Annotated in this window: 22 protein-coding genes and 1 riboswitch; of the genes, 7 read left to right on the forward strand and 15 right to left on the reverse strand. The window is 47.8% G+C overall.

Translation table 11 applies throughout. The features are described 5' to 3' along the window. Positions 1-95 precede the first annotated feature (95 nt). The 4 genes from AB1L17_RS12160 to AB1L17_RS12175 all read right to left on the reverse strand — a co-directional run bounded on the left by AB1L17_RS12160 (position 96) and on the right by AB1L17_RS12175 (position 2,281). Entirely contained in the window at positions 96-182 is an 87-nt protein-coding gene (locus AB1L17_RS12160; protein WP_106839195.1) for a YjcZ family sporulation protein, read from the reverse strand. Between the two features lie 257 nt (positions 183-439). Next, complete coding sequence (locus AB1L17_RS12165; RefSeq protein ID WP_412845003.1) at positions 440-994, reverse strand: delta-aminolevulinic acid dehydratase; 555 nt, start codon at positions 992-994, stop codon at positions 440-442. 214 nt (positions 995-1,208) lie between these two features. Further along, positions 1,209-1,754: a hypothetical protein gene (locus AB1L17_RS12170; protein ID WP_412845002.1), complete on the reverse strand. Its 546-nt coding sequence runs from the start codon at positions 1,752-1,754 to the stop codon at positions 1,209-1,211. Between the two features lie 32 nt (positions 1,755-1,786). Continuing rightward, entirely contained in the window at positions 1,787-2,281 is a 495-nt protein-coding gene (locus AB1L17_RS12175) for a hypothetical protein (protein ID WP_412845001.1), read from the reverse strand. 198 nt (positions 2,282-2,479) lie between these two features. On the opposite strand from AB1L17_RS12175, the gene AB1L17_RS12180 reads away from it, so the two are divergent. Next, positions 2,480-2,941: a DIP1984 family protein gene (locus AB1L17_RS12180; protein ID WP_412845000.1), complete on the forward strand. Its 462-nt coding sequence runs from the start codon at positions 2,480-2,482 to the stop codon at positions 2,939-2,941. A 286-nt stretch (positions 2,942-3,227) separates the two neighbouring features. Here AB1L17_RS12180 and AB1L17_RS12185 read toward each other — a convergent pair whose 3' ends face one another. From AB1L17_RS12185 to AB1L17_RS12210, 6 genes are all read right to left on the reverse strand, one after another. Beyond that, entirely contained in the window at positions 3,228-3,392 is a 165-nt protein-coding gene (locus tag AB1L17_RS12185) for a hypothetical protein (RefSeq protein ID WP_412844999.1), read from the reverse strand. Positions 3,393-3,447: 55 nt separating this feature from the next. After that, a complete protein-coding gene (locus AB1L17_RS12190; RefSeq protein ID WP_412844998.1) occupies positions 3,448-4,296 on the reverse strand; it encodes an energy-coupling factor ABC transporter ATP-binding protein in 849 nt (282 codons plus the stop codon). Next, a complete protein-coding gene (gene cbiQ, locus AB1L17_RS12195; RefSeq protein WP_412844997.1) occupies positions 4,293-5,090 on the reverse strand; it encodes a cobalt ECF transporter T component CbiQ in 798 nt (265 codons plus the stop codon). Before cbiQ ends, AB1L17_RS12190 begins: the two co-directional genes overlap by 4 nt. After that, positions 5,087-5,371, reverse strand: coding sequence for a cobalt ECF transporter S component CbiN (locus AB1L17_RS12200; protein WP_412844996.1), 285 nt, complete (start codon positions 5,369-5,371; stop codon positions 5,087-5,089). The genes cbiQ and AB1L17_RS12200 overlap by 4 nt, the downstream gene beginning before the upstream one ends. Continuing rightward, positions 5,368-6,132 (reverse strand): energy-coupling factor ABC transporter permease, encoded by a 765-nt coding sequence (locus AB1L17_RS12205; protein WP_412844995.1) that lies wholly within the window; start codon positions 6,130-6,132, stop codon positions 5,368-5,370. The genes AB1L17_RS12200 and AB1L17_RS12205 overlap by 4 nt, the downstream gene beginning before the upstream one ends. Positions 6,133-6,276: 144 nt before the next feature. Continuing rightward, positions 6,277-6,469, reverse strand: a riboswitch (cobalamin riboswitch). Positions 6,470-6,602: 133 nt separating this feature from the next. Continuing rightward, positions 6,603-7,694 (reverse strand): quinone-dependent dihydroorotate dehydrogenase, encoded by a 1,092-nt coding sequence (locus AB1L17_RS12210; RefSeq protein WP_412844994.1) that lies wholly within the window; start codon positions 7,692-7,694, stop codon positions 6,603-6,605. Positions 7,695-7,847: 153 nt separating this feature from the next. Between AB1L17_RS12210 and AB1L17_RS12215 the strand changes: the two genes are divergently transcribed. Genes AB1L17_RS12215 through AB1L17_RS12225 form a run of 3 tightly spaced genes read left to right on the forward strand, consistent with a single transcriptional unit; the run spans position 7,848 to position 11,495 of the window. Beyond that, entirely contained in the window at positions 7,848-8,948 is a 1,101-nt protein-coding gene (locus tag AB1L17_RS12215; protein ID WP_412844993.1) for a GerAB/ArcD/ProY family transporter, read from the forward strand. Then, on the forward strand, positions 8,938-10,320 hold the full coding sequence (locus AB1L17_RS12220) for a spore germination protein (RefSeq protein WP_412844992.1): 1,383 nt from the start codon (positions 8,938-8,940) through the stop codon (positions 10,318-10,320). Before AB1L17_RS12215 ends, AB1L17_RS12220 begins: the two co-directional genes overlap by 11 nt. Continuing rightward, the gene (locus tag AB1L17_RS12225; RefSeq protein WP_412844991.1) at positions 10,317-11,495 is read left to right on the forward strand and encodes a Ger(x)C family spore germination protein; all 1,179 of its coding nucleotides are present in this window, start codon (positions 10,317-10,319) and stop codon (positions 11,493-11,495) included. The genes AB1L17_RS12220 and AB1L17_RS12225 overlap by 4 nt, the downstream gene beginning before the upstream one ends. A gap of 64 nt (positions 11,496-11,559) precedes the next feature. Here AB1L17_RS12225 and ald read toward each other — a convergent pair whose 3' ends face one another. From ald to AB1L17_RS12240, 3 genes are all read right to left on the reverse strand, one after another. Next, entirely contained in the window at positions 11,560-12,684 is a 1,125-nt protein-coding gene (ald, locus tag AB1L17_RS12230) for an alanine dehydrogenase (protein ID WP_412844990.1), read from the reverse strand. A 131-nt stretch (positions 12,685-12,815) separates the two neighbouring features. Next, positions 12,816-14,054, reverse strand: coding sequence for a PucR family transcriptional regulator (locus tag AB1L17_RS12235; RefSeq protein ID WP_412844989.1), 1,239 nt, complete (start codon positions 14,052-14,054; stop codon positions 12,816-12,818). A gap of 60 nt (positions 14,055-14,114) precedes the next feature. Further along, a complete protein-coding gene (locus AB1L17_RS12240; RefSeq protein WP_412844988.1) occupies positions 14,115-14,663 on the reverse strand; it encodes a helix-turn-helix domain-containing protein in 549 nt (182 codons plus the stop codon). A gap of 224 nt (positions 14,664-14,887) precedes the next feature. Between AB1L17_RS12240 and AB1L17_RS12245 the strand changes: the two genes are divergently transcribed. Together AB1L17_RS12245 and AB1L17_RS12250 are read left to right on the forward strand one after the other, a co-directional pair. Then, entirely contained in the window at positions 14,888-16,189 is a 1,302-nt protein-coding gene (locus AB1L17_RS12245; RefSeq protein WP_412844987.1) for an MFS transporter, read from the forward strand. Between the two features lie 17 nt (positions 16,190-16,206). Continuing rightward, on the forward strand, positions 16,207-17,193 hold the full coding sequence (locus AB1L17_RS12250; protein ID WP_412844986.1) for an ornithine cyclodeaminase family protein: 987 nt from the start codon (positions 16,207-16,209) through the stop codon (positions 17,191-17,193). 49 nt (positions 17,194-17,242) lie between these two features. Here the strand turns inward: AB1L17_RS12250 and AB1L17_RS12255 are convergent, their stop codons facing one another. After that, on the reverse strand, positions 17,243-17,596 hold the full coding sequence (locus tag AB1L17_RS12255; protein WP_412844985.1) for a response regulator: 354 nt from the start codon (positions 17,594-17,596) through the stop codon (positions 17,243-17,245). A 118-nt stretch (positions 17,597-17,714) separates the two neighbouring features. Then, positions 17,715-17,912 (reverse strand): hypothetical protein, encoded by a 198-nt coding sequence (locus tag AB1L17_RS12260; RefSeq protein WP_412844984.1) that lies wholly within the window; start codon positions 17,910-17,912, stop codon positions 17,715-17,717. A gap of 171 nt (positions 17,913-18,083) precedes the next feature. Here AB1L17_RS12260 and AB1L17_RS12265 point away from each other — a divergent pair, with 171 nt between their 5' ends. Then, positions 18,084-19,094, forward strand: a complete 1,011-nt coding sequence (locus AB1L17_RS12265; protein WP_412844983.1) for a BMP family ABC transporter substrate-binding protein — start codon at positions 18,084-18,086, stop codon at positions 19,092-19,094. Positions 19,095-19,096: the final 2 nt, after the last annotated feature.

Genomic DNA, 19,096 nt, shown 5'->3' on the forward strand with positions numbered 1-19,096 from the left:
CTAGCCACCTCTCACGCTCACCTCGATTCTCAAATGAATAATGCAAAGGGAATACCTCTCCCTTTGCATTACTCTTTTCGTGCACATATACTGCTTTAATCTAAGGAACAACCGACAATGACCAGCAAAACGAAAAGGACCAGGATCAGAGCAAAGTCATCAAAGCCATCAAAGAATCCCAATCTGCCTCCCCCTTTCCATAGACATATTACTCTATGCGCTTTGCTCATGTTTCGCCTGTACATTCACCTACAGCAAAAAGGACGCAAGCATTTGCCTACGCCCTTTTTCATCCTATTGCAATCCCATCCGCGATTTGCCTTGAAGAATCCCGTCCAGGAAAGGAAAGCTGGCATTGGCTCCGGATCGTACTACCATGGGTTCTTGGGCCTATAATAACGCAAAAAGAGCCCACAAGCAGGCTCCCTTTGCATGGCAATTACTCTTTTACGTAAAGCTGATACATCTCGGTTACTTCATCTGTAGCTTTTGCGATTCGAAAAGCTTCTTCCACGCTTTTCTTGTTTTGGATTACCTCGTAGAAATAGCGCAGCGCGAACATCAGTGCAGAATTTCCGTCCGGGTAATCATTTGGCCCGATATACGTATGGCAACCACTGTCCAGAAAAGCCTTGGCTAGTTCGGGATCACCGAGCGTGCATCCGTTACCTATGACGATTTTTCCATCCAGCTTGGCAAAACGTCTAATCTCGTCAGGACCAAAATCATTCTTTGGTTCTCCTTCTTCGTAAACGTCCTCGCCCAGCTCTGGCATGACGAAGGTTCCCTCATCGCCATGGAAATTCAGAATAATCATGTCGGTATTCGGATATAGGTCACTGCCATTCAATACATCAATTAAATCGCTTGGTCGACCAATCCAGTACGTAAAGACTCGAGCACCAAAATACTCAAGTGTATTTCGGATTGCTTGGCTATCCAGATCCGTATCCGGACCGATTACTAAGGCAACATTCATTTCTGGTTTACTCATCGTTATATTCCTCCATTTGGTTGTAAGTGGTTTTTTCTTTTACTAAGACGAAACCATTTACATGGAGGGGGTCGGGCCAACTGGTAAATGGCAGGACGTTACTTCTTGGTCATCATCAAGTGGAAAACTCCTCTTCAATTGGAAATTTTTAAAAATTTTTAGTAGTATATCATTCAAAACCTGGGATGTAAAGTTTCTCCAAGGAGGAAAATGACTACTTTTTAATTGGCTCTTCCGGCCACCCTGGACCACCAAAATCATAGGACATCGGGCCATTGAACTTCTGAGACTCGAGCTCGCCTGTTCTTACATTCAAAACATCTATTCTTCCTCGCGCGTGTGTGTTAATGATCGTGAAGATCATCACATTGCGAATCTTGTTGTCTTTTTTAAAACGCTCGACTAGAATATGCTGATCATAGGCTATAATTTCGGGCTCTGGTGGCTTTAAGTTGTATTTTTGTTCAAGTCTTTCAATCGTTTCCTTATCTATGCCTTCGATTTTTCTCTCAGGATCCTGCAGCTCAAACTGCGAAACTAACGCTGCGTCTGTCTGTCCATCCTTTTTCAATACATGCTCGTACCCTTTTCCTACGATATACGCTTTGACATCTGGATGCTTCTCCAGATCTTCCGCCATGAATCGCTCAACGAATGTATGTGCTTCACGCTCGGCAAGCTCCGTCTGGATCACATCCAATGACTCTCCCCATGAACCTGTAGCACTTGTCGCAAGCAGCAAGCATATAAGCCATTTCAAAATCTACCACTCCATCTTTTGTATCACAGTTATTAGGCAAACCCTTTTTTAATTTTTGACTTCATGTCCCGATATAACTCTCCGTATGTAATCGCATGCTCGATGTGCGAATAGGTAAGCACTGAATCACCATCCTTGCTTTCGCAGCATGCAAAGAACAAGCTCTCCATCAGATTGTGGTTCTCGATCGAGTTCGTAATATGGACGCATTCCTCAATGGAATCATGAGAGTCATGCTTGTAAAAAAGAAACGTCCCTTCTTTGAAGGCCCCTTTTTTGTTGGCGTCCTTCCAGATCAGCATGCCCAAGGTAATAAAGTACCCTTCCTGAAAGCGAATCACACCTGTAATGACTGAATTAATCGTGGTCGGAATGATCGCAATCGAATCATTGAGCTGATTGACGTACTCATACAACGCTCTGTTCGATTCTCTTAGATCAAATATCGGTACATGAAGAAGCTGCTTGTCTCTTAATTTTTCTACGAGTTGCTGAACGCATAGCGTCTTATTCAAAGTTGAAATCACAACCTCATCACTTCTCCCATTGTAAGTAAGTGCCTCCTTAACGTTATTCGTGATGAACGGACATATCCCTACAAAATCCGCACAAATCTTCTTAACTTTTCAGCGAAAAGTAACTTTTACCAAAAAATATAGATATCACCACAACTAACAGAAAAATCAAGCGTATAAACAATCAGATTGGTATAGGGGGTAACGGTTGTGAAACTCGCGGAAGCGTTAATCATTCGTGCCGATTATCAAAAAAGAATCGAACAGATGGGTCACCGTTTGCATAACAGCGCAAAGGTTCAGGAAGGCGAGCTTCCTCCTGAAAATCCTAACGATCTCTTATCTGAGCTGAATCAGCTGTTTGACCAGCTCGAACGTATTGTGCAGCAAATAAATCGCACCAATGCAGCTTGCCGTTTTATTGAATCCATGACGCTCTCTGATGCGTTAACCAAACGTGATGTTCTCGGTTCAAAGCGAAATGAGCTGGCCGACCTGATCAGAGCGGCTACAGTCAAGCATGATCGCTACAGCCGTTCCGAGGTCAAGATTTGTTCGACCGTAAATATTGCCCAGCTGCAAAAGCAAGTCGATGAGCTGTCCAAGCAGTACCGGGAATTGGATGCAGGTATTCAACAATTCAACTGGTTAACGGAATTGCAGGAAGCGTAAGCCCACGTTCATGGAAAGTCGGTAGTCTGTCTGCAAAAGGCGAACACGTCCCCCGTTCAACAGGGTTATATGTTGAAAACTTATCGGTAGGGTCGAGGGGCCACCCGAGGGTTCAAATCCCTCTCTTACATAAGACGCCCAGTAATGTGACATGAGTAATGAGCACATTGTATTGTTACTACCATGTGTTGATTTTGACGGACAGACGAGGGTGGGTACGGGGATCATTCCATGTAAAAAAGCCCTTCACGCCTTTATGTGGCGAGAAGGGCTTTTTGGCGCAATTTTACGCCTTTCCTTTTAAATAATCGTCTTTTACTTTCTTTTCCTGTTCGACCGTTGTCATATCTTTTTCCAATACTTGATACATCAGTTCATCCTTCACCTTGCGTGAAATTTCTTTTTCCTGGTGATTCGGGACCGATGTACTCATGACAGAGTCTTGTTCCATACCAGCGTACCTCCATGGTTTTTTGGCTTAGCTTGCCCGAAAGCGGCCACCCCATTCACCACACCCGCTGAACACTGAGCATTTTGCGCAGCTCGTCGACCGAACGCGGCGTATTTCCGCCCAGTTCCCGCTTCCACTGCCCAGGCAATGCCTCCCACACATCAACGAGCAACGGCATACCCAGATGAAGGCTCTCCAGCATTCTTCTGTTCTCCAATGCCTCTTGAGGATCTCCCGCGAAAACAAGCTTACCTTCGTCCATCACACAAATCCACTCTGCCCATTCAAACGCAATGTCCATATCGTGTGTCGCCATCAAAACAGTCGTTCCTTGCCGATGAATGGTATCGAGCTCTCTCAGCAAATTTTTCGTCTGATAACGGTCCAGATATGCCGTAGGCTCGTCCAAGAGCAAAAGCTCAGGCTCCATAACCATGACCCCCGCCAGTGCCAAACGCCGCTTTTGTCCAAGGCTCAAGTGATGAATCGGAGCATCTGCCAGCTCTCTCAACCCGAATGCATCCAGCACCTTTTCTACTTTTGCCCGGATTACGTCCGCAGGCAGCTTCTGATTGCATAATCCGTAGGATATATCCTCCGCGACCGTGCTTGCGATCAGCTGATGCTCGGGATCTTGAAAGACCAAGCCTACCTTTTGCGTCATCTCTTGCAGTGCGGCTCGTTTGTAGACAAGCGGTTTCCCCTTCCACAGCACCTGTCCCTGCTGTGGCTGGATAATCCCGTTGCCATGCAAGAACAAGGTGGATTTCCCACAGCCGTTTCGACCCAGAAGGACGCATTTTTTCCCCTCTGGAATCCATAAGGACAGCCCACACAGGACGGGCCTCCGCCCTCCCGGATACGTGTAATGCAAATCGATGAACTCCAACAACCGCGCTGTCATAACCGCCAGCCTCCTGTCCACCACTCTAGCAGGATCAGTACGATGCAGCCTGCTATCGACTCCCATTCATAGCGACGCGAACGCGTATGCGTATGAAAAGAGAGCACCTGCATGCTTTCTCCGAATCCTCTAGCCGCCATTCCTTTGTACAAGGCTTCGTATTTGCGCATCGCTCTGATGAACAATTGAGCAACAAGAACCCCTGCATCTCGAAGTGTCGCCAAAAAACCACGATGGCCTCCACGAGAACGCTGCGCAATCCAGAGCTGGTGTGAAATCGTCAACAATACAAAGATAAATCGATACATGATCATCAAAAGATCGGTCACAATGACAGGGATACGCAGTCGGCGAAGCACCTGCAGGATCTCCGCAAACGGCACGGTAAACAAAATGAAAGCAAAACAAGTCAAGCTCGCCATGGTACGCCAAAGTAGTATCCATACCTTACCAAACGATGAGAGTGGCACATAGAGCACATACGAACCCAGCTCCCACGATGCGACGTACTGGACCTGCACTTCTCCTGCTCTCGCCCCTTCCACCAATAACGCAGGGAGTCCCACAACAAAAAACGAGAGGGACAACATCATAAATAAACAATAGATACGGACAGGAATACGAGCGTACACCACTACCCATACCGTCATCCAGACAACGACGGCCATCTGCATCCATACATGCCCTACCAAGACGAGCAGTAACAATGCACTCGCCAGCAATAGCTTGTGGACTGGCGGCAAAAGCTTCAGCCGATTTTGATAGGAAAGAGAATCAAGCTGCTGCCAGTTCATTTTTTCCGCTTATCCAACCGACCTTTGTACAAACCCACAGCATAGCCGATTACTCCGGCTCCCAATGCCGCCTGTACAGCAAACAACAAGCTCTCCGTTTCTCCACCTGGTGGTTCTATCAGCGGTTGAAACCACGGTTCGTAGTTCGGAGCGATTTCCTTGATCGCTTCTTCTGCCACGCCATCTGCGCCGCCAAATTCCGAATCCTGTACCAATAAAAGCGGGACAATAGCCAGTACGACTACCCCCAAGAGCAATAGCCAGTTCCATCCTTTTTTCACAGCGATTCCTCCCGTTTGAGCAAACGGAGCTGTGTCAGCTCTTTTGCGTTATAGGATAACAACCAGTTCCAGACGAGGACGGTCAATAGACCCTCACTGATTGCAAGCGGTACTTGTGTGAATGCAAAGATTCCTGCGAATTTGGCAAACGAGGCCAGCACTCCGCCAGATTCAGCCGGGAATGCCAGTGCCAGTTGAATCGATGTCACTACATAAGTAGCAAGGTCAGCCAAGGCCGCCGCCGCAAAAACAGCCAGACGTTGGCTTCCCTTGGCTTTCATGATCATCCGGTAGATTCCGTATGCCACCAGTGGTCCTACTACTGCCATGGATACAGCATTTGCTCCTAGCGTAGTCAAACCTCCATGCGCTAAAAGCAAGGCTTGAAACAAGAGCACCATGCTCCCTAGCACAGACATCGCGAAAGGCCCAAACATAATGGCGCCAAGACCCGTTCCAGTCGGGTGAGAGCTGCTGCCTGTAACGGATGGAATTTTTAGTGCAGATAAAACAAACGCAAAAGCTCCTGCCACTCCTATCAGGAGCTTCATCTCTGGATGCTCTTTGACGATTTTGTTAATCGAGCGAAGCCCGAGAATAAAAAACGGCAAGAAGACAGCCCACCAAAATAATGCCCAGGATAATGGCAAATACCCTTCCATGATGTGCATCGCATGTCCTGTCTCTGGTTCATTCAAAAGAAAATAAAGGACAAAGCCCGTGATCAACAGACAAGTAGATACGATACGTGATCGATTCATGTTCATTCCTCCTTCACTGCTTCTCATTCTTTCGTACAAACAAAAAAATCCCATCCATCAATGGACGAGATACGCGCACAAAACAATAGACTGATTGCACAGCCTCATTGCCTCGTATTCACCGCTCCTTTCCGCGAAGGTTTTTGTGGGTGTGGCTACTAGGTAGGTCTCCTGGCTTCCAGATCCATGCGCTCTTTGTCCTTCCCCATACGAAAATGAGTGGTTTTCTTTCAAAGAGAGCTCCCTGGTTACAGTGGCGGGACCGCTCGGGACTTTCACCCGATTCCCTGTTACCCTTTATGCGTCACATAAAGGCACCTAACGCCGACAATATGAAATTGGCAGACAATTCATGTTTGCCCCACATCATTATACCGGATCACTACATAAAGCGGAAGAATATAAGCAAAAACGCATAAGCCGATGATCCGCTACGAACGGAGCCATCGGCTTATGCGTACTTGTTCTATCTATTCTTTTGCGTCTACGCCAATCACTTCACTAATATGATTAAAACCATCACGCTTCATGAGCTTGAGCAGTTTTTTGTTGATTTGCTTGGCGATACCTGGTCCCTGATAAATCATCCCCGTATAAACCTGAACGAGGCTGGCCCCTGCGCGTATTTTCGCGTAGGCGTCTTCACCGGTAAATATGCCCCCGACGCCGACGATTGGTACCTTATCCCCTACTTCTTGATAAATTTCCTTCACCCAAGCAGTAGAACGCTCCGTAAGCGGTCTTCCGCTCAAGCCGCCCGCTTCCTCGGCATAACGATGCCTTTCAACCGCCTCGCGTGACAGCGTCGTATTGGTGGCAATAATTCCCGAGATGCCTTCTTCTACCGCGGCGTGGACGACATCACGCATGTGCTCATCCGACATGTCTGGTGCTACTTTCAACAAAATCGGCTTCTTCTTGATGCTGCGTGATTCCATTTCAGAAGCTTTTTCCCTTACCGCACGAACCAAATGACGCAAGCTCTCCGTTTCCTGCAAGTCACGCAGATTCGGGGTATTGGGAGAACTGATGTTAATCACAAAGTAATGTCCGTATGCATAGAGCATGTCCATACATTTGCTATAGTCGCTGGCCGCCTCCTCATTCGGAGTTACTTTGTTTTTCCCGATATTAATCCCGATCGGAACGTCTGAATAGGCGTAATCGACCAGGTGCTGGGAAGCCAGATACGCACCGTGATTGTTGAAGCCCATCCGGTTAATGATTGCCTGATATTCCGGCAAGCGGAATAAACGCGGCTTCGGATTGCCAGGCTGCCCCTGCGGCGTCAACGTCCCGATTTCCACAAACCCGAAACCTAACGCACCTAACGCATGATAAACCTCAGCATTTTTATCAAAACCAGCTGCAAGTCCAACTGGATTGGGAAAAGTCAGCCCCCACAGCTTGTTCTCCAGACGCTCGTCTTTCACTTGGTACATCATCTTCAATATACTTTTGCCTGGGGCAGAATCCTCTACCAGCCTTAAGGCACCAATTGTCTTTTCATGAATCTCTTCCGTATCCTGCTTAAACAGATAGTTTCGTATGAGTTGATACATCACGGCTGCACTCCTTACTCCGTTTCTACCTCTACACCTCATAGTAGAATACCACACTTTTTCGGGAGGAGGTAACCTTTATGCATGATACATATTTCCAAGTGAGCAGGCAAATCCTAACAGCACCACCACGCACAGGGGGACAAGTCTTTTATGAAAGTGGATGGAAAAATCGGGATTGGCCAAGCCATCATGGTGATGATGCTGACGATCGGCATTACGAACCACGTAACCGTCATCCCCCTCTTACTCAGTAAGGCTGGAAGAGATGCTTGGTTTAGCGTGTTGCTTGCTGGTATTCCCTTTTCCTTGTGGGTGTATCTCTTGTTTGTCGTAAATCGAAGTTTGAACCAACAGTCCTTGTATGAATGGCTTTCGCAACGATCAGGAAAACTCGTCAGCCATCTCTTGCTCGTCCCGATCATGATCTGTTTGTACATGATGGCGCTAACGAATCTGATCGATACGCAGACATGGACAACCGTTAACTATTTGCCGCGAACGCCCGAGTGGGTGACTGCTTTTGCCTTGATGGGGCTATGTGTACTCGCATCTATTGGAGGAATGACCTCCGTTGGAATCACAGCAGGAATCTTGCTGCCCATAGTCGTGTTGCTCGGATTTTTCGTTGCTTTTGGCAATATTCCTAAAAAGGATTATAGTCTTTTGTTGCCACTTTTCCAGCAAGGGTATCGTCCTCTGCTTCACGGGATGCTCTACGTAGGTGGCGGTTTTACGGAGCTGTTTCTGCTGCTATTGCTCCAGCATCATGTCCGTCAGCCATTTCGCCTTGTGCACTTTTTGGTCATGCTCGGTATCACGCTTCTGCTAACACTCAGTCCGTTGACAGGGGCTATTGCTGAATTTGGACCCGTGGAGTCTGCGCGTCAACGCTTTCCAGCCTTTGAGCAATGGCGGCTACTCACGATTGGAAAAGACATCGAGAATATGGAGTTTTTCTCGATTTTTCAATGGCTTGCTGGCGCTTTTATACGTATCACTATTTGCTTGCTGCTCTTGGGAGATTTACTCGCAATCCGTACCCGAAAACAGCGCAAATTCATGATGATGTTTCTAGCTGGAAGCATGATCGCCTTTACCAGCCTCCCCTTCAGTGACATGCAGTTCGTATCGTTCCTGACGCACGTATACTATCCGCTTTACTTAGTCATTATCTTAGTGATTACTCTCGCACTCATTCTGGTTACTCTGCGCAAGCCACCCAGACAGGAGGGAATAGGCCATGACCCTTGAAGAGGAATTGCGGGAAAAATTCGCACACTGTGCGGATGTCGTTTTTATGCGCACAGTCACTACCGAAGACCAGCCTGTGTTGATGCTTTATTGCGAAGGACTTGCAGACGTACGTCAATTACAAGATACGGCCTTGCCACAGCTGGAGCGATTCCTGGCTATTGGTGATTTGCGTTCTCTGCCTCTTTTCCCACTCTTCACCGATCCAGAGCTGTGGGTTGAGCGACTGTTTGCAGGAGATTTGCTGATTTTCATTGGAGACTCCCCGCCATTTGCCTGGGATATCTCCAAGCGGCCAGAGCGCGGCACTGAGGAAGCTAATACGGAGATTTCGATCAAAGGTCCCCGTGACGGCTTCGTCGAGGATCTTTCCACGAACGTGGCTCTCATTCGCAAGCGCATGCGAACCATTACCCTGGCCTATGAGCCTTTTGTTCTCGGGACGCGCTCGCGTACAAGAGTCGGAATGATGTATATCACAGACGGTGTATCTGAAGGTCTGGTAGAGATGATGCGTGAGAGACTACGCAAATGTACCTCAAAAAAAATTGTGAACAGCGCCATTTTGGAAAAACTGCTGAGCGACAACACTCGTTCCGTGTTTCCATTGGTTGATTATACGGGACGTCCTGATTTTGCGATTTACATGCTGCTGCAAGGTAAGGTTATCGTGTTGGTAGACGGTTCGCCCTTAGGCATCGTGGCACCTGTTACCTTGCTCGAACTGATCAAATCTCCCGAGGATGATCAGTATCCTGTAACTTATGTATGGCTGGAACGCATGCTGCGCCTGGGTGGATTTTGGATCGCAATCTTTCTGCCAGGCTTCTGGATCGCACTGTCCGCCTATAATATCGAGCAATATCCTTTTCAATTACTCGCTACCGTTACACAAGGCCGAAAAGGGCTGCCCTTTTCCGCGCCGATGGAGCTATTTATCATCTTGTTTATCTTTGAATTTCTGCGCGAGGCAGGGGCCCGTTTACCCAAAAACGTCGGGCAAACTCTAGCACTGGTCGGCGCACTGATTATTGGGGATGCTTCCATTCGTGCAGGACTGACATCTCCCTCGATGCTGTTTATCGGCTCCCTTACAGTCGTTGCGTCCTTCACACTGGTCAATCAGGCATTAAGCGGAGCAGTTACCGTAGCTCGTTTCGCTGTTTTCTTCCTTTCTGCAACCATCGGCATGTACGGCTTTGTCCTTGGAATGATTGCCATCGTGTACTACTTGTCCACCTTGACCTCCTTTGGTAGATCGTATATTTTGATGGGCTCATCCAACTCCTTGTCCACACTGCTCAATGTCTTGTTCAAGTCCATGACCGGTTTTTTTCGGACGAGGCATGCCAAGGGTGGCGATAACAAATGAAGTGCATGCGGATTGCTTCGGCAATGCTGCTGTTGGCAATGACTCTTCTTAGCGGCTGCTGGGACCAGAAATCGATTCAGGACCTTCGCTATTTATCTGCAATGGGCATTGATTACGTCAACAACGAGTATGTTTTATACGCCCAATCCACCGATCTGTCTACCGTCGCCAAGCAGGAGTCATCAACCACCCTGCAATCGCCACCTGCCACCATTTCGATCGGAAAAGGGAAAACACTTCAGTCTGCCTTTGATAATCTGCAAAAAAACGCACAGGTACCCGTGTTTCTAGGCTTTGTATCCTCCCTCGTATTTCATGAGCGCCTCTTGCAAAAGGGCGTTCTCACCTCCCACGATATTATGAACAGATACGGTCTGATTCGTTACACCAAATGGGTATTCGGAACGCGGGAGCCGATTGACAAAGTATTAAGCTCTCATTCTTTGGTCGGATTTTCTCCATTGGACTCTCTCTTGCATCAACCAAAGGATGTTTACCAGCAGCGTTCCTTTATCGAGCCGCTCCAATTTTATCGGTTTATCTCGAGCTTTTGGGAGCCATCGAACACCGTATTATTGCCAAACATCACGCTTTACAAGCGTTCCTGGAAAGAAAATAACACTTTCATCTCTCGCCTCTCCATCGATGGCATCCACGCCATTTATCGTGGACATTGGAAGGGTTACTTCCCCAGTCGTGATCTAATGGGGCTTCGGTGGATGAATAATGACACGCAATTTGCAGGACTCATTGTGAGACAAAACAACACTCCCAAAGCAACAATGCGCATTGAGCACGTTGAATTGGAGGTTATTCCGATTACCACCGGGGAGTATCCTCGTTATCAGGTCAATGTCCGACTAAAGGGATTCATTCGTGAACTGATGAGTACCGTTACGCCTGCTTTCGTGCGAAAAAACTCCGAAGAACAGGTAGCCGAGCAAATTCGCGGGACGTTTCTAAAAGGAGTCAAAGCAGGGGTTGATCTGTATAGCTTGGAGGAAGGTTTGTTTAAAAAAGACTACCAGGCTTGGAGAAAGTACGAAATACGCAAGCGCAATAAGCTCACACCTGATTCCCTGACCGAAATTCAGGTGAATATGTACTTAAGTGATTCCGGAAAAATGAAGATGGATCCGGTGAAATACCCTGACCCCCTTGGGCCGAATGAATGAATAAAAAAAACTGCTTGCCGTAAGCTCGGACAAGCAGTTTCTTCTTTTCTATTTACCGTTGAAGCTAGTTTTTCACCAGCAAAACTTCTTCAATAGAAGCATATGGCAGGTTGTGTGCATCTGCCACTGCCTTGTAAGCCACTTTACCGTCGATAACGTTTACCCCTTTTGCCAAAGCCTTGTTGTCACGAATCGCTTGTGCGTAGCCTTTGTTCGCCAATTGTACAGCGTAAGGAACCGTTACGTTGGTCAGTGCCAATGTAGATGTGCGAGCGACTGCACCAGGCATATTCGCTACTGCGTAGTGAATCACACCGTGCTTCTCATAGGTTGGCTTGTCGTGGGTCGTGATGCGATCAACCGTTTCAATCGATCCACCTTGGTCAATCGCTACGTCTACGATCACAGAGCCAGGTGTCATGTCTTTTACCATATCTTCTGTTACCAGACGTGGAGCACGAGCACCCGGAATGAGTACAGCACCTACCAGCAAATCTGCTTTTTTCACAGCGTTTGCGATATTGAAGGAATTGGAGATCAGTGTCTGAACGCGGCCTTGGAACAGGTCATCCAGCTGACGCAGACGGTCTGCGTTTACATCGATGATCGTCACATTGGCACCCAGTCCGAGCGCCATTTTCGCTGCATTCGTACCTACGATCCCGCCGCCAATGACAACGACCTCGCCTTTTGGTACGCCAGGTACGCCACCGAGCAGAACGCCTTTTCCACCGTATTGCTTTTCCAGGAATTGAGCACCGATTTGAACGGACATACGCCCAGCTACTTCAGACATCGGCATCAACAGTGGCAGTGCGCCATTGTCGAGCTGAATGGTTTCGTAAGCGATTGCAATCACTTTTTTATCGAGAAGCTCACGCGTCAACTCAGGCTCTGGTGCCAGATGCAAATAGGTGAACAGAATCAGACCCTCGCGGAAATATCCGTACTCAGCAGGGAGTGGCTCTTTTACTTTCATCACCATGTCAGCCGCCCATGCATCTGCTGCTGTTTCGACGATCTCTGCGCCTACTGCTGTGTAATCTTCGTTCGTAAAACCGCTACCTTGACCTGCACTTGTCTCTACACGAACCGAATGACCGTTTTGTACGAGAGCAGCTACACCTGCTGGGGTAATTGCTACGCGGTTCTCATTATTTTTAATTTCTTTAGGAATTCCGACGATCATGATAAGTATGTCCTCCTTGGAAACGCCGATTTCTTTGCGATTACTATTATTGTACAGCGTATCTTCCGGCATACTCCTTGGAGATTCCTTTAATTTTAGCATCTTTTCATTTGTGAAAATTCACAAACAAACTACTGTTCCCCATCCAATTTTGCTATTTTCAGTTCTAAGTATAAGGCAGCCCGCTGGTTCATATTGTCGAGATCGACACGGATGATTTCCTCAATACGCCGCAATCGATAGCTCAGCGTATTGATGTGAATGTGCAGTCGCTCAGCCGTCTTGTTGACCTTGCCTGCTGCATCCAAAAAAGTCTCTAATGTCGTCAAGAGCATAGTCTGGTTGTCGCGATCGTACTGACGAAGCTTTTCCAGCCGTTCATTCTGATAGCCCTGCTCCTCTTCCCACTGCTTCAGCTGTAGCAGATATCGATATATCCCAAGCTGATGGTACCCGTGAATGCCCTCATTTTCTCGCGGGAACAGCTTCTTGATCTTGACCGCATGTAGCGCTTCCCTGTAGCTTTTCACAATATCCGTATACGTCTTGTAATCTCTGCCGTACCCGGCGATCACCTGGCGTCCTTCCGTGACATGCGCTTCGAGCTTGCCTAGCGAATCGGACAGGAACTGCTCCACCTTGCGAATGAGCACATCACTCTTGTCTTTTTTCGCCTCGGACAGACCGATCAATAAGATGATTTGGGAGCCGTCCACAACCCAGAGCAGCTTGTCACGCATTAATAATGGATACAAGTACTGATCCAGACGCGCGCCTGCCGCTTCAATGATACAGATTAAATAAGAGGTCGGTAGCTGCATTTGCAAGCTGTCTGCTTTTTGGCGAATGACGGTCTCACTGCTGTGATTCCCCAGCAACAGCTCCCACAGAAATTCCTTGCGCCGCTGTTCCTCCGCCTTGCGCTTTCCCTGCCGCTGAATGAGACGCGAGACAGCCACGCGTGCAGCTTGGCGGAGAATCTCATCATCTTCTCGGGTAATCGGTCGATTCACCTCTTGTGCCCAAATGTAGCCAAGCACATCACTCCCTCTGCGGATGGCAATCGCCACGCGTTTACCCAAACCGATTTCGTCCTTGGCAGGGATGTGTACAGGGTCGTCTTTCGTTAACAGCTCCTGAAATACGCCGTCCTTCCAGAGGCGCGTCAGCACTTTTTCCGGTACCCGTCGCCCCATGATGGTAGACCAGCGCGCTTCATCGGTGCTCTCTCCGTGTGAGCTGTAAGCAATCAGTTTATGATCGGCATCTTCAACCGTTATCGGATTTTGCAAAAGTTCTCCAATGACATCAGCCAATTCGTCGATATCAGCATGCTGATACTGTTGAAAATAGTTAGGCTCTACGGGCACATTTCCACCTCTTTACCGCTCTTTTCTACGCATTCCTTTATTATAGTAGAAAAACGGACTTCAAGTCTCTTCCTGTGAATTGACACACAGAAATCTGGTAACCTCGCCTGTACGATTCAACCAGTTGTGCGGGACGGAAGAATCCATATGAATGCTGTCCCCCGGGAACAAGTCATGCTCCTCTTCTCCCAGCAAAAGAGTCAGCACTCCTTCGAGGACGTAAATAAACTCCTGACCCTTATGCACAAAAGGCGTGCCTTTTTCCCCATTCGGTGAAAGCGTGACAAGAATCGGGACGAGCGACGGATTCGCCAAATCACCTGACAGGTCCTCATACACAAACGGAGCACGCGTAAGCTGGGATTTCTCTCTGCTCGCCCTGCGCACATGCTCTTTTGTCCCGCTCGCTTCACCTGAAAAGAAATAGCCCGGGCTCACTCCCAAGGCCTCCGAAATTTTTTTTAAGGACTCCAACGTTATGGAAGACTTCCCGCGCTCCACTTGGGACAAAAAGCTGATCGACAGCTGCGTTTTTTCAGCGATTTGTTTGAGCGTCTTCTTCTTGCCGACACGAAGCGATTTAAGTAATACACCAATGGTAGGTTCCATTTGCATACCTCGTCGTAAAAAGGATAGGTCTATCATACTCTTTGCGCAAAAAAGTTGTAAAGTTAGCATAAGTATCAATTTTTACTATTGCTAGAAATTGTATTGCAACTTATAATCTTTACTATTATCAGATATGTAATCGCTTTATTCTCAAAATTGAAGTGCTACTTCACTCATTGATTGAAGTGACACTTCAATATCTACCGACAAAGGAGGATTACCCGATGGCATTACAAACACAAGCGGGCGTTTCCAAAAAGGTTCAAAACAAAGCATTGGTCGCGAGCCTGATTGGCAGCTCCATTGAATGGTTTGACTTTTTTCTGTATGGAACCATGGCTTCACTCGTATTCAACAAGCTATTTTTTCCTTCCTCAGATCCGACTGTAGGCTTACTGCTCTCTTATCTTTCGTTTGGTCTTCCTTTTTTCATCCGTCCTTTGGGTGGCGTTATCTTCAGTCATATCGGGGACAAAATTGGCCGCAAAAAGACGCTGGTCTTGACGTTATCGCTGATGGGAGGCGCCACCGTCCTGATCGGTTTGCTGCCTGATTACAACGCCATAGGCATTTGGGCTCCGATTCTTCTCGTCCTGATGCGCTTGATTCAAGGCTTGGGGATTGGCGGTGAATGGGGAGGTGCGTTGCTTCTTGCCGTAGAGTACTCCGGAAAAGGCAGACGCGGCTTTTTTGGAAGTATCCCGCAAATGGGTGTAACGATCGGCATGCTGCTCGGTACGTTGGCGATTTCATTGATGAGTGCACTTCCAGACGACCAATTCATGTCTTGGGGCTGGCGAATTCCGTTTCTGTTGAGTGCCGCTCTTGTCTTTGTAGGACTCTGGATTCGCAATGGCATCGATGAAACTCCAGCTTTTCAGGAAGCAAAAAAGACCGGGAACATCGCAAAAGTACCCATCGTTGATACATTCCGCTACCACTGGAAGGCTGTACTGATCGCCGTTGGAGCGAAGGTGGTAGAAACGGCGCCGTTCTACATTTTCTCAACGTTTATTATTGCCTACGCGACGAACTACTTGGGCTATGACCGAATAACGGTACTCAATGCCGTGACGATCGCCACATTGGTGACTACCATCGCGATTCCGTACATGGGCATGCTGTCAGATAAAGTAGGCAGAAAGCCATTGTATATCGCGGGGACTGTAGCCATGATGCTGTTTGCATTCCCTTACTTTTATATGCTGTCTTTGAAATCGGCCCTCTGGCTTACAGTCGCTACCGTCATCGGACTCGGCATTCTCTGGGCTCCGGTCACAGCTGTATTGGGTACGATGTTCTCTGAGATTTTCAGTACGAATGTACGGTATACTGGGGTTACTGTTGGCTACCAGCTCGGTGCAGCTCTAGCGGGTGGTACTGCACCGCTCATTGCTACTGCCCTGTTAAGTTCCTTTAACTCCTGGGTGCCAATCGCCTTGTACATCGTCATTTCCGGAGTGATCTCTCTCATTGCGGTCTCTGCTACGAAGGAAACAAAGGATTTGGATTTGGACGAATCCTGATGGAAAGGAAGAATGAGATGCTTGTATTAAGCCGTGAAAACATTGAGCAAATCTATACGATGAAAGATTGTTTGGAAGATGTGGAGCACGTATTCCGCGAGCATATGCTAGGCAACGTCACCACCCCTGTCCGTACTGCTATTGACCATCCGAAATACGGGGCAACCAGCCTGTATATGCCGTCCTATCTGGAAACCGACGATTACGTAGCCGTGAAGATCATCAGCATTTTCCCGGAGAACCACAAGCACGATATCAAAGCACTCCAGAGCGTCATCGTCTTGACCGAAGCGAAAACGGGAAAGCATGTGGCGATGATGGACGCGAGCCTGTTGACGATTATGCGCACAGGAGCCAGCAGTGGCGTCGCGACCAAATACTTGGCGAAAGAAAATGCTGAGAGCTGCGCGGTCTTAGGCTGCGGGGCACAATCCATCGGACAGATTCAAGCTGTCATGGAAGTCCGCTCACTGACAACCATTTATCTCTATAACCGCACGCGTGAGAAAGCCGACGAAATGAAACAAAAATTAATGGCCCTCTATCCTGAGTGGCAAGGCGAGATTGCCGTCGTGGAGGATGCCAGCGAGGCCGTTGCGAATGCTGATATCGTCATTTGCAGCACCAAGGCTACCAGCCCATTGTTTGATGGGACACGCTTGCGTCCCGGTACACATATCAATGCCATCGGTGCTTTTCTTCCCCATATGCAGGAGGTCGACTTGACTACCGTACAAAACAGTAAAGTCGTGGTCGATACGTTGGAAGGAGCCCAGCACGAAGCGGGCGATCTGCTCATCCCGATTGAACGTGGAGAATGGAGCTTTGAACAAATGCATGCCGAGTTGGGAGACATTCTGATCGGGAATAAACCTGGCAGAGAAAACGATGCGGAAATCACGTTGTTCAAATCCGTAGGTGTTGCGTACCTCGACACAGCTGTTGCCAAAACCGTCTATGAACGGGCGAAAGCAAACGGCATTGGGACAGAAATCAGCTTGTAAAAGAGAAACAGCCGCCACCCCAACCGGGATCTGGCGGCTGTTTGCCTGTCTACAAAAGTCGTGCGATTGCATCGAGCATCTGCTCTTTTTGAAAAGGCTTCACGACGAAATCACTCGCTCCTGTTTTCATCGCTTCCAACACCTTCTGCCGATGCCCAACTGCCGAGCAGATCAAAATCTTTGCATCATGATCAAAATCCAATATGTGACGCATCGCTTCAATTCCGTGCATGTGCGGCATGGTAATGTCCATCGTGACAATGTCTGGCTTGAGCTCCTTGTATTTTTCGATTGCCTCCAAGCCATTACTCGCTTCTCCACAAATCTCGTGTTGCTCTCCTAACATATCCGTCAGCACCCTTCTTGTGAAGGCTGCGTCATCTACTATCAGCAATCGGGCCATGCACTCTTATCCCCTCACATCTCGCTTGCTATCTTACTTCCTACTTTTGCAGAAATCGCAAGCCTTGTCCACGAGAGAAAATGACTTCTTTTGTCGAATGCGCAAATTCCGATCGCCATTATGTAAAAAATCCGATTCGCTCGCCACTCTCACTCTCATTCGAATTGCTGTCGCTGACAGACTCAGTTGTCCCTCCAGACGCAAGTGGGCTATCTGGTTTCGGGTGTGGAGTGGTCTCTCCGATCTCCGGTCGATCGACCTGTGTTACCTCATCAGGAATATGAATCTGGGGGATTTCCACCATATCGTTGTCCATTCGTGTACGACTCCCTTCCGTTTCCTTATGGCTGTGGTATAGGTTCTTCGTACTCTTAGCCTGTCCGTATCCCTTTTTTCCATGCACAACCTTCAGAGAACCTATATAATAGGCATGACATGTATCTATATTTTCAAGTGGATTATGCTTTTTTCTATGGAGGAATCCCGCATGCCAAAGCTGCTGCCATTTCCCGTCTTGTTTACCGGTTTAGTAGTCGGGCTGCTTCTGCTCATTACCAGTCAATTCGTAACAAGTATGGAACATATCGATAAAGTCATGAATAAAAGCAGCCATTCTTCTGAAAAATTGCGTGTCGCCCTGCTATTGGAGGGGCCTACGTACGATCAGGGATGGAACAGCAGTGCGCTGGAGAGCATGACAGAACTGCAAAAACGATTTAACTTTTCATTAGAAGTCGCCAACAATATAAAACCGGAGCAAATCACAAAAGTAGCAGAGAAGTATGCAGCCAATGACTATGATCTGATACTCGGTCATGGCCTCATCTTCTCCGATCCTTTTACTGATGTGGCGAAACGCTATCCGAAATCTCACTTTGTTTCCTTTAACGGTGAGGCTCCGCATCCCAATCAAACGACGATTCGTTACGATATGAAGCCTGCCGGTAAGCTAGTCGGTATGCTTGCAGCGAAAATGACGAAATCGCAAAAAGTCGGCTACATCATGGTAGACAAGCCGACAGAGCTCTCCCAAGTAGAAGGATTTATCGAGGGAGTGAAAAAAGCTTCACCCAATACGTCTGTGATCGTGGGAAAGGTTCCTGATTTCAATGATATTGAAGGAGCCATTCATACGACACGCGACATGATTACACAAGGCGTAGACGTCATCTACACCACAGGCGACAGCTTCAATCTCGAAGTGATTACAGAAGCCCAACGCTCAAAAGTATTCACCATCGGATATATTGCAGACCAGCGCTACATTGCCCCAGACTACGTGCTGGCCTCCATGATGCAGGATGTTCGTCAATGCTACCGCATCATCATGGAGCAGTTTATTCAAGAGCAACTACCTAATGGAAAAGTCATGTACGGACTTGCCGAAGGAGTCAACCGTCTCAGTCAATTCGGTCATATGGTTCCAGCAGATGTACGTGAAGATTTAGAACGGGAATTGCAAAATCTTATTCCTTCCCGTGGCTCGTATGGAGGTTAATC

Source organism: Brevibacillus jepli (assembly GCF_047229145.1).
Lineage (GTDB): Bacteria > Bacillota > Bacilli > Brevibacillales > Brevibacillaceae > Brevibacillus.

Bases quoted from the DNA above. Each gene is read 5' to 3' on its own strand.
- AB1L17_RS12165 (WP_412845003.1), bottom strand. From the start codon at position 994: ATGAGTAAACCAGAAATGAATGTTGCCTTAGTAATCGGTCCGGATACG.
- AB1L17_RS12185 (WP_412844999.1), bottom strand. From the start codon at position 3,392: ATGGAACAAGACTCTGTCATGAGTACATCGGTCCCGAATCACCAGGAA.
- AB1L17_RS12190 (WP_412844998.1), bottom strand. From the start codon at position 4,296: ATGACAGCGCGGTTGTTGGAGTTCATCGATTTGCATTACACGTATCCG.
- cbiQ (WP_412844997.1), bottom strand. From the start codon at position 5,090: ATGAACTGGCAGCAGCTTGATTCTCTTTCCTATCAAAATCGGCTGAAG.
- AB1L17_RS12205 (WP_412844995.1), bottom strand. From the start codon at position 6,132: ATGAATCGATCACGTATCGTATCTACTTGTCTGTTGATCACGGGCTTT.
- AB1L17_RS12210 (WP_412844994.1), bottom strand. From the start codon at position 7,694: ATGTATCAACTCATACGAAACTATCTGTTTAAGCAGGATACGGAAGAG.
- AB1L17_RS12215 (WP_412844993.1), top strand. From the start codon at position 7,848: ATGAAAGTGGATGGAAAAATCGGGATTGGCCAAGCCATCATGGTGATG.
- AB1L17_RS12220 (WP_412844992.1), top strand. From the start codon at position 8,938: ATGACCCTTGAAGAGGAATTGCGGGAAAAATTCGCACACTGTGCGGAT.
- AB1L17_RS12225 (WP_412844991.1), top strand. From the start codon at position 10,317: ATGAAGTGCATGCGGATTGCTTCGGCAATGCTGCTGTTGGCAATGACT.
- ald (WP_412844990.1), bottom strand. From the start codon at position 12,684: ATGATCGTCGGAATTCCTAAAGAAATTAAAAATAATGAGAACCGCGTA.
- AB1L17_RS12240 (WP_412844988.1), bottom strand. From the start codon at position 14,663: ATGGAACCTACCATTGGTGTATTACTTAAATCGCTTCGTGTCGGCAAG.
- AB1L17_RS12245 (WP_412844987.1), top strand. From the start codon at position 14,888: ATGGCATTACAAACACAAGCGGGCGTTTCCAAAAAGGTTCAAAACAAA.
- AB1L17_RS12250 (WP_412844986.1), top strand. From the start codon at position 16,207: ATGCTTGTATTAAGCCGTGAAAACATTGAGCAAATCTATACGATGAAA.
- AB1L17_RS12255 (WP_412844985.1), bottom strand. From the start codon at position 17,596: ATGGCCCGATTGCTGATAGTAGATGACGCAGCCTTCACAAGAAGGGTG.
- AB1L17_RS12260 (WP_412844984.1), bottom strand. From the start codon at position 17,912: ATGGACAACGATATGGTGGAAATCCCCCAGATTCATATTCCTGATGAG.
- AB1L17_RS12265 (WP_412844983.1), top strand. From the start codon at position 18,084: ATGCCAAAGCTGCTGCCATTTCCCGTCTTGTTTACCGGTTTAGTAGTC.